We start from the raw sequence: 8,274 nt of genomic DNA on the forward strand, positions 1-8,274 counted from the left end.
ACAGCAGACGATGTGTCGCATTACCGAAAAGCACGCCGGGCGTGGCCAGCAGGACGCCCAACTGTGCTGCTCCGGCACGAACCGGTCCTACTGTGCAACAGTTCCGTTTCAGGCCGCGTTTGAGGGGTATGACGACACAGATCGCCGTACTCCCGGGGATGCGGTCGAGGCGCAGCCGGCCCGACGCCGCCCGCCTGACGACGGAGGCGCCGGTGACCGACATCAGCCTCGGCCTCGGTGGCTCCGGCTTCAGCGGCCCCAGCCTCGGTGACTTCGCCCGTGAGCACGGGCTGGAGCTGACCCGGTTCGCCTACCTGATCAGCGGTGACCGCGGCCGGGCCGATGACCTGGTGCAGGACGTGCTGCTGGCGATGCACCGGCGCTTCGGCGCCCGGCTGGAGATCGAGCAGCCGGTGGCCTATGCCCGGCGGGCGATCGTCAACGCCAACATCAGCTTCAACCGGCGCCGCTCCAGCACCGAGGTGCTCACCGCCACCGACCTGGACCGGCCGGCGCCAGACGACCCGGAGCCCGATGGCCTGTGGGCGCTGCTCGCGGAGCTGCCGCACCGGCAACGCGTCGTCCTGGTGATGCGCTACTACCTGGGCTACAGCGACGGCGAGATCGCCGGCATGCTCGGCTGCCGCCGCGGGACCGTCCGCAGCCTGGCATCCCGGGCGCTGGCCGACCTGCGGACCTCGGACGGCATCACCCTCCTGAACCCCTCCGGCAGCTCCTACGACGATGGGACGAACCGATGACCGCGCCGCGCCCCGATGACCTCGAACAGCGGCTGACCGAGCTGTTCCAGCAGCGGGCGAGCACCGTCACCCGCGCCCGGCCGGTCGACTTCGGCCCGAGCGAGGGCCCGCCGAAGGCGCCCGCCGGCCCCAAGCAGGTCAGGCTCGGCACCCACCGGCAGAACCTCGGGGTGCTGGCCGCCGCGGCGGCGGTGTTCGTCGCGATCGCGGCCACCGTCCTGGGAATCCAGGCCAACCGGCAGCAGCCCGCGCCGCCGCTGGCCACCGGCAGCCAGACGACCAGCGCGCCGACCGCCTCGCCGACCGCCTCGCCCACAGCCACGCCTACCGGCGCCTCGGACAAGGCGTGCCCGGCGCCGGCCCGCTGGCAGCAGGCGATCGCGCGCGGGACCGTCCCGGTGGATCGCAAGCTCAACTCGGTGGTGAGCGCCAACGGCGCCAGCGGCGACTACCTGGTCGTACAGGGCAACGAGCCAGCGCCTCAGACCTCGGCGATCTACTCCGACGTCGAACTGGCCCTGTTCCACGGCGCAACCGGCCGCACGATCTACACGCCCGCGAAGAGCAGCCACATTCCCGTGGCGCATCCGACCGGCGCCATCACGGCCGACTGGATCGCCTTCGCCGTGAGCCGCCCGCAGAACCTCGGATACACCTACAAGGTGATGCTCTACGACCGCAACGTCGGCAGCACGACCACCCTGGCCGAGTGGACTGAGCAGGAGAGCTTGGGTAACAAGGTCTTCATCGGGTCGCCGGTGATCGCGGCCGGGAAGGTGTATTGGCTGAGCTCGGTCTACGACAAGCCGGCCACCACCACCCTCGACTCCTGGGATCTGGCTCGGGGATCGGCCGGCACTTCGGTATCGGCTGCCAACGCCACCGCGCTGATCTCTTACGGCAGCGGCATGGTCATCTCCTATGGCGGGGGCATGCCTGACGACGCCCTGTCAGAACCTACGGTGATCCGGAACGGCACCGGCCAGCCGCTGTCCAAGGCTCAGCTGACCGCCATGTCGCACGGCACCGATTTCGGCTTCGACGGCGGCAGCAAACTGTCCTGGTTGCGCCACGAGAACGGGTCGGTCGGCTATTCCCACCTGGTCGTCGGTGGCGAGGGGGTGCACTCGGAGTCGCCGGTTCACCAAACCCTCGACGTCGAGCCCGTGATCTATCCGTTCATCGACATCATGCTGGACGATCCCGAGCTGGGAAGAGGGAACGCCCTGCTGGACCTACGGACGGGCAGGGCGGTGGCGCTACCGGCAGGCGTCGAGCTGGGGGCAGTGGTGGGGGAGAGCGTCGTCTTCGAGACCGGCGCCACCAAGATGGGCGCCACCGGGCTGAGCATCGTGGCGCTGAGCGCGCTGCCGCCGGTGAGCTGCTGAGGCCCTGAAGCCGGGGATCAGTGAGGCTTGAAAGCCTCGACCAGCACGCGCTGGGAATGGGACACGAACGGCCCGGCTCGCTGGATCTGCTGGTGCAGGTCGGCGAGCCGGGCGCGGTAGCGCTGCACCGAGAAGTCCGGGACGGTCCAGATCACCTTGCGCAGGAACACCACCACGACGGCGATGTCGTCGAAGCGCACCTCCAGCGACTCGTGCCGGACGTCCTCGGCGACCAGACCGGCCGCCGTCAGCTCCCGCAGCGCCCGCTCGGTCCCGTCGCCGGCCGGATGCGGCAGCGGTCCCATCAGGAACTCATACAGCTCCCGGTTCGAGCCGATGCCGATCTGCTGGGACAGGTACCGACCGCCCGGACGCAACACCCGGGCGATCTCGTGCCACAGCACCGTGGTGGGGTGCCGGCTCACCACCAGGTCGAACGTCCCGGAGCGGAACGGCAGCGGGTCATGATCCGCGGCCTGCACCACCGAGCCGCCCAGCGGAGCCAGGTTGCGGCGGGCGATCCGGACGTTGGGCGGCCAGGACTCGGTCGCGCACAGGGTCGGCGGAACGCTCCGGATGCCGGCCAGCACCTCGCCGCCGCCGGTCTGCAGGTCCAGCGCTGCGGTTGCCGCTGCCATCCGCCGGCCCATCAGCTCGGCGTAGCCCCAGGACGGCCGCTGCTCGCTGGCCCGCCCGGCGAACCAGGAGAAGTCCCAGCCGTCCACCGGCACGCTCTCCGCCTCGGCCAGCAAGCGTTCGAACAGCGGGTCGACGGGCATGCCTGCCAGAGTGCCAGAGGCGCTAGCGCAGGACGCGGTAGGTCACGTGCGTGACACTCGGCGAGGCGACCACCTGCACCGGTTGCAGCAGCGGGTTGCCGACGTCCACCAGCAGCCGTTCGCCGCTGCCGAGGACGACCGGGACGATGTGCAGCTGCAGCTGGTCGAGCAGGCCGGCGGCCAGGTACTGCTGGACGGCTTGGGCGCCGCCGGCGATGGCGACGTTCTGATCGCCCGCCGCGGCCCTGGCTTGCTCCAGGGCGGACTCGATCCCGTCGGTGACGAAGGTGAACGTGGTGCCGCGAAGCTCCAACGGCTGGCGCGGATGGTGGGTCAGCACGAAGACCGGCGCGTGGTACGGCGGCTCGTCGCCCCACCAACCCGTCCAGTTCTCGTCCCAGGGGCCGTCGCCACCGCCGAACATCTTGCGTCCCATGAGGTAGGCGCCGATTCCCTGGGTGGCCTCCTCGATGACCTGGGAGTCGGCGTTGTGCTCGCCGCCTTCCATGCCGTGCTGAGCCCGCCAGCTGGCGTTCGAGAACGCCCATTCGTGCAGGCGCATGCCGCCCTCGCCGAGCGGGTTCTCCAGGCTCTGGTTCGGCCCGGCGATGAAGCCGTCGAGCGATATCGCGAGCTGGCAGGTGACCAAGTGCACGGGAGTTCCTCCTGGGGACGAGTGGCGCCGGATCGATCAGGGCACCGGTGCGACTGCCCAACACTAGGACACCCCGACCACCAGTATTTAGCTTGACAGCTAAATAACCATCTGGTGAAATACTAGGCACAACCAGCCGAGGAGCCAGACATGACAGTGCGGGAGGACCGGCTCGACGCCACCTTCACCGCCCTGGCCGACCCCACTCGCCGCGCGATCGTGGCTCGGCTGGCCAGGGCGGATGCCACCGTCAACGAGCTGGCCGAACCGTTCGACCTGAGCCTGCCCGCGATCTCCAAGCACCTCAAGGTGCTCGAGCGCTGCGGGCTGATCTCGCGCACCCGGCAGGCGCAGTTCAGGCCCTGCCACCTCGAGCGCGAGGCGCTGGACTCCGCGCTGGACTGGATCGAGCAGAACCGGCGGATCTGGACGCAGCGCTTCGACAAGCTCGACGAGCACCTGCGCCACCTCCAGCACCCGGCCACCACCCACGAGCCGCCGACCCAAGAAACGCCCACTCAAGACTCCGCTCTAGAAACGGAAACAACCCATGAATGACGTCCGATCCGACACCGCCGAACTCGTCTACACCCGGGTCTTCGAGGCTCCCAGGGAACTGGTCTTTCGCTGCATGATCGAGCCGGAGCACCTCAGCCACTTCTGGGGCCCGGTCGGGACGAGCGCTCCGCTGGAGAGCATCAGGGTCGACCCGCGCCCGGGCGGAGTCTTCGAGACGGTGATGGTGAACGACGCCGACGGCAGCCGGTACCCGACCCACGCCGTCTTCGTGGAGGTGGTGGAGCCCGAGAAGCTGGTGTGGAACGAGCTGCACAGCGGGATGACCACCACGTCGACCTTCCGTGACCTCGGCGACTCCCGTACCGAGGTGCGAATCCACCAGGCGAACATCCCGGAGGCGTTTCGCAGCCCGCAGGCCCAGGCCGGTTTCACCTCGTCGCTGGATCGTTTCGCCGGCTACCTGCAGTCCCTCACCGCGGACGGCGGAGGGCCCTCAGATGGCTGAGCTGGAGACAGCGCCGGTGACCGACACCCGGCTGAAGGGCCTGATCACCGCCGAGCGACGAGAGCTGGCCGCCCTGCTAGGCGACTTGCCGGACCAGTCCTGGAACGCCCCGACGCTGTGCGCGGGCTGGCGGGTGCGTGAGGTGGTGGCGCACATGGAGATGCTCTACACCTACTCGCCGGCGCGGTTCCTGGCCGAGCTGCTCAGGTCGGGCGGCCGGTTCCATCGGATGGCCGATCGCCGCGCCCGGCAGGACGGGTCGGTCACGCCGCACGAATTGGTGTCGGTGCTAGCCGAGCACGCGCTGCCGACCCGCAAGCCGGTGGGCGTGGGGTACGAGGGCGCGTTGTGCCATGACGTGATCCACGGCCTGGACATCACCGTGGGGCTGGGCCTGGATCGGCGGGTGCCGGAGGACCGGCTGCGGGTCGTCCTGGACGCCAGCACCAAGCCGAAGGCGCTGAGGGCATTCCGTGCCCCGCTGGACGGGGTCGAGCTGCGGGCTCATGACCTCGACTGGTCCTTCGGGACCGGGACGCTGGTCACCGGCGCGGCGCAGGACCTGCTCCTGGTGATCTGCGGGCGCAAGCTGCCGGCTGAGCGGCTGCACGGTGGGGCAAGCCTGAGGTTCGCCGCGTCATAGGCCCGGGGACGGCGCGGCGCCTCGTCCTACCCGCATGACACCATGACAGCGTGCCGCCCGCCGCTGATCCGATAGCCCCACTGACCCTGGTCGTGGGGGACGAGGAGTTCCTGGTCAGCCGCGCGCTGGAGGACCTGCGGGTCGCGGTGCAGGCCGAGGATCCCGACGTCGAGGTGCACGAGGCCGAAGCCGGCGTGGTGGAGCCCGCGGAGCTGCTGCAGCTGCTGAGCCCGTCGCTGTTCGGTGGCCGCCGGTTGGTGGTGCTGCGCTCGGCCCAGGACCTGCCCGCGGCACGGGTGCAGACGATCGTGCCGCTGCTGCTGGACACCGATCCCGACACCACGGTGGTGGTCCAGCACTTGGGCGGCGCCAAGGGCAAGGCGGTGCTGGATCAGCTGCGCAAGGCCAAGCCGGCCGAGATCAGCTGCGCCAAGATGAGCCGGGCAGAGGACCGGCGGCTGTTCCTGCGCAACGAGGTGCGCCGGTTCCGCGGCCGGATCACTCCGGAGGCGGCCGCCGCGCTGATGGAGGCGGTCGGCAGCGACCTGCGCGAGATCTCGGCGACCGCGGCCCAGCTGGTCGGGGACACCGGCGGTTCCATCGACGTGGACGCGGTGGCGGCCTACCACCGGGGCCGGGCCGAGGTCAGCGGGTTCGCGGTCGCCGACCAGGCAGTGATCGGTAACGTCGCCGGCGCGGTGACCAACCTGCGCTGGGCGCTGAACGTCGGGGTCCCGGCAGTGGTGATCGCCGACGCGCTCGCCGACGGGGTGCGGACGGTCGCCCGGGTGCTGGGCGCGGGGCCGGGGGATCCGTTCCGGCTGGCCCCGGTGCTGGGCATGCCGCCGTGGAAGGTGAAGCGGGCCCGGTCCCAGGCCGGAGGTTGGACGGAGCCGGGGCTGCGGCATGCGCTGGGCGTGGTCGCGGACCTGAACGCCGACGTCAAGGGGGCGGCGGCCGATCCGGCCTATGCGCTGGAGTCGGCGGTGCGGCGGATCGCGGCCGCCCGCGCCGAGCGCTGAGGCACCACCGGGGGGGGCGCCGAGCGTAGGCACCGGTTTCGACCCGAGACCTCGGATTTTCGTCGTACCAGGTCCGTAACGTCGGCTCCGTGACGACGATGACCCAGCTTCCGACCTGGGCGGTATACGCGGTGGCACTGGGCACCCCGACCTCAGCCTTCGTCGGCGTCCTCGTGAGCAACGTTCTCACGCGGCGAGGCGCAAAAGAGCTCGAGCTGCGGTCCAAGCGCGAGGAGGTGCTTCGGAACCTGCGATGGGCAGCCGAGTTGGCGGTGTCGGACGACGAAGGTAAGGCCTCGCTTGGTCTGGCCGAACTCCAGGCCCTTGCTGACTCGGATCTGTTGGAGGCCGGCCAGAAGTCATTCATAGACGCAGCGCTGGAGGCGGTGATCAGGGACCCAAAGGAGGAGTTGGAAGAAGCGGGGGAGGACGCTCAAGCTGTCCAACTTGGCGACGAAACGGGACTCAACGATGAGGCCGACAGCGTCGTATCATCTGAGGGAGACGCCAGAGACGAGGGCAGCGACCATGTCTAAGAAGGTCTACGTAACCCGCGTTCAGAAGGACGCTGCCAAGATGCTGGTCAACCGCAGCGCCGTCACCGGCCGCTTTGTCTCCTCCAATGTGCGGAAGATCGCGAACGCTCAGCCAACCGGGGCATCGAAGGCGGAGTCACATCACCGAACCACGGTGGAGAAGAAGAAATAGGCGCCGACCCCGGTAGCTGACGGCAAGCAGAACAGCCCGCGTACGGCCGGAACCGGTACGCGGGCTGTTGAGGTGGAGCGGGCTGAACTAGAGCGAGCTTGCCTTGTGGGCCATCGCCGACTTCTTGTTGGCGGCCTGGTTGGCGTGGATGACGCCCTTGCTGACGGCCTTGTCCAGCTGCCGCGAGGCGTGCACCAGGGCAGCGGTGGCCTTGTCCTTGTCGCCGGACTCGGCGGCGGTGCGGAAGGACCGGATCGCCGTCTTCAGCGCGCTCTTGGTGCTCTTGTTGCGCAGCCGAGCCGCCTCATTGGTGCGGATCCGCTTGATCTGGGACTTGATGTTCGCCACGAAGTTTGCCTCGAATGCCGATCGTTGGTCGAAGGAGTGATCTCCGGCGCAGGCCGCCGGACAACCTCGCCAGATTACCAGTGCGCTCGGCCAGCCCCCAAATCAGCGGGGGTGCAGGTCACCCGATGGGCCGCGAACGGACGTTGACCAGCTCGAACCGGGTGTAGAGGAAGGTCCGGACCGCGTCCGGCTCGGAGAGCACCTCGGTGACCGGGCCGTCGTCCTCGCCGTCGGCGCCGTAGGCCAACGCGGCGCCGTCGGAGAAATACACGGGGCTGTCCACCGGCGCGACGTCGGTCAGCCGGACGACGACGTACCGGTCCCCGATCTCGGCGATCAGCCGGGCCGCGTCGGCGTCGGCCTCCTCTCCGGGAGCTTCGGCGGTGTGCACCGACAGCACCCGCTGCCAGTCGTCCTCGCCGCCGGGCGCGGTGTTCACGAGGTCACCGGCAAGCAGGGTGGGGGCAGGGATGCGGTACTCGGTGACCGCGCGGACGTCGGCAGGTGGCTGGGTCATGCGCACATCCTCGCATCACCGCCCGGACGAGCAGCGGTGCCGCCCCAGCCGTGGGGCCAGGCGGAGAGTGCCGGCCGACGCCAAGGCCATGGGAGAATGTGGCGGTCAGCGTTGATCCCGGCAGCATCGCGGAGCGCGCGGCACCGCCAGAACCGCAGTCCCCGAACGAAACCCGCACAGAAAGCAGCCCGTGCCCGCGATCCCCAGCCCACCCGGCAGCACCGCGCCCGCCCGCATCCGCAACTTCTCGATCATCGCCCACATCGACCACGGCAAGTCGACGCTGGCGGATCAGATGCTGCGGCTGACCGGCGTGCTCGATCCCCGGCAGGCCAAGGCCCAGTACCTGGACCGGATGGACATCGAGCGCGAGCGCGGCATCACCATCAAGGCGCAGAACGTCCGGATGCCGTGGCAGTCCCGCCTGGA

The 8,274-nt window shown here is 69.7% G+C and carries 13 protein-coding genes; 9 read left to right on the top strand and 4 right to left on the bottom strand.

Going from position 1 to position 8,274, the window contains the following annotated elements:
- Positions 1-212 precede the first annotated feature (212 nt).
- Together VF612_RS11570 and VF612_RS11575 are read left to right on the top strand one after the other, a co-directional pair.
- Complete coding sequence (locus VF612_RS11570) at positions 213-761, top strand: SigE family RNA polymerase sigma factor (protein WP_408660006.1); 549 nt, start codon at positions 213-215, stop codon at positions 759-761.
- Positions 758-2,149 carry a hypothetical protein gene (locus VF612_RS11575; RefSeq protein ID WP_408660007.1) on the top strand — a complete coding sequence of 464 codons (1,392 nt, stop codon included), beginning with the start codon at positions 758-760 and terminating at the stop codon, positions 2,147-2,149. The genes VF612_RS11570 and VF612_RS11575 overlap by 4 nt, the downstream gene beginning before the upstream one ends.
- Before the next feature lie 17 nt (positions 2,150-2,166).
- Here VF612_RS11575 and VF612_RS11580 read toward each other — a convergent pair whose 3' ends face one another.
- Positions 2,167-2,928, bottom strand: coding sequence for a class I SAM-dependent methyltransferase (locus VF612_RS11580; protein ID WP_408660008.1), 762 nt, complete (start codon positions 2,926-2,928; stop codon positions 2,167-2,169).
- A gap of 22 nt (positions 2,929-2,950) precedes the next feature.
- Positions 2,951-3,583 (bottom strand): dihydrofolate reductase family protein, encoded by a 633-nt coding sequence (locus VF612_RS11585; protein WP_408660009.1) that lies wholly within the window; start codon positions 3,581-3,583, stop codon positions 2,951-2,953.
- A 150-nt stretch (positions 3,584-3,733) separates the two neighbouring features.
- On the opposite strand from VF612_RS11585, the gene VF612_RS11590 reads away from it, so the two are divergent.
- The 6 genes from VF612_RS11590 (at position 3,734) to VF612_RS11615 (ending at position 6,980) form a co-directional block, all read left to right on the top strand.
- Positions 3,734-4,141, top strand: a complete 408-nt coding sequence (locus VF612_RS11590; protein ID WP_408660010.1) for an ArsR/SmtB family transcription factor — start codon at positions 3,734-3,736, stop codon at positions 4,139-4,141.
- Positions 4,134-4,607 carry an SRPBCC family protein gene (locus VF612_RS11595; RefSeq protein ID WP_408660011.1) on the top strand — a complete coding sequence of 158 codons (474 nt, stop codon included), beginning with the start codon at positions 4,134-4,136 and terminating at the stop codon, positions 4,605-4,607. Before VF612_RS11590 ends, VF612_RS11595 begins: the two co-directional genes overlap by 8 nt.
- Entirely contained in the window at positions 4,600-5,250 is a 651-nt protein-coding gene (locus tag VF612_RS11600) for a maleylpyruvate isomerase family mycothiol-dependent enzyme (protein ID WP_408660012.1), read from the top strand. The genes VF612_RS11595 and VF612_RS11600 overlap by 8 nt, the downstream gene beginning before the upstream one ends.
- Before the next feature lie 50 nt (positions 5,251-5,300).
- Positions 5,301-6,272: a DNA polymerase III subunit delta gene (gene holA / locus VF612_RS11605; protein ID WP_408660013.1), complete on the top strand. Its 972-nt coding sequence runs from the start codon at positions 5,301-5,303 to the stop codon at positions 6,270-6,272.
- A gap of 89 nt (positions 6,273-6,361) precedes the next feature.
- Positions 6,362-6,808, top strand: coding sequence for a hypothetical protein (locus VF612_RS11610; RefSeq protein WP_408660014.1), 447 nt, complete (start codon positions 6,362-6,364; stop codon positions 6,806-6,808).
- The gene (locus VF612_RS11615) at positions 6,801-6,980 is read left to right on the top strand and encodes a hypothetical protein (RefSeq protein ID WP_408660015.1); all 180 of its coding nucleotides are present in this window, start codon (positions 6,801-6,803) and stop codon (positions 6,978-6,980) included. Before VF612_RS11610 ends, VF612_RS11615 begins: the two co-directional genes overlap by 8 nt.
- A gap of 87 nt (positions 6,981-7,067) precedes the next feature.
- On the opposite strand, the gene rpsT is transcribed toward VF612_RS11615, so the two are convergent.
- Entirely contained in the window at positions 7,068-7,328 is a 261-nt protein-coding gene (rpsT, locus tag VF612_RS11620) for a 30S ribosomal protein S20 (RefSeq protein ID WP_408660016.1), read from the bottom strand.
- A 118-nt stretch (positions 7,329-7,446) separates the two neighbouring features.
- Positions 7,447-7,845, bottom strand: a complete 399-nt coding sequence (locus VF612_RS11625) for a hypothetical protein (protein WP_408660017.1) — start codon at positions 7,843-7,845, stop codon at positions 7,447-7,449.
- Positions 7,846-8,035: 190 nt separating this feature from the next.
- Between VF612_RS11625 and VF612_RS11630 the strand changes: the two genes are divergently transcribed.
- The coding region (locus tag VF612_RS11630) for a GTP-binding protein (RefSeq protein WP_408660018.1) at positions 8,036-8,274 on the top strand (239 nt) is incomplete at its 3' end.

Origin of the sequence: Jatrophihabitans sp., assembly GCF_036388195.1 — a bacterium.
In the GTDB taxonomy this organism is placed as follows: Bacteria; Actinomycetota; Actinomycetes; order Mycobacteriales; family Jatrophihabitantaceae; genus Jatrophihabitans_A.

Excerpts from the sequence above, each read along its gene's own strand:
- VF612_RS11575 (WP_408660007.1), top strand. The coding sequence starts at position 758 with ATGACCGCGCCGCGCCCCGATGACCTCGAACAGCGGCTGACCGAGCTG.
- VF612_RS11580 (WP_408660008.1), bottom strand. The coding sequence starts at position 2,928 with ATGCCCGTCGACCCGCTGTTCGAACGCTTGCTGGCCGAGGCGGAGAGC.
- VF612_RS11590 (WP_408660010.1), top strand. The coding sequence starts at position 3,734 with ATGACAGTGCGGGAGGACCGGCTCGACGCCACCTTCACCGCCCTGGCC.
- VF612_RS11595 (WP_408660011.1), top strand. The coding sequence starts at position 4,134 with ATGAATGACGTCCGATCCGACACCGCCGAACTCGTCTACACCCGGGTC.
- VF612_RS11600 (WP_408660012.1), top strand. The coding sequence starts at position 4,600 with ATGGCTGAGCTGGAGACAGCGCCGGTGACCGACACCCGGCTGAAGGGC.
- VF612_RS11615 (WP_408660015.1), top strand. The coding sequence starts at position 6,801 with ATGTCTAAGAAGGTCTACGTAACCCGCGTTCAGAAGGACGCTGCCAAG.
- VF612_RS11625 (WP_408660017.1), bottom strand. The coding sequence starts at position 7,845 with ATGACCCAGCCACCTGCCGACGTCCGCGCGGTCACCGAGTACCGCATC.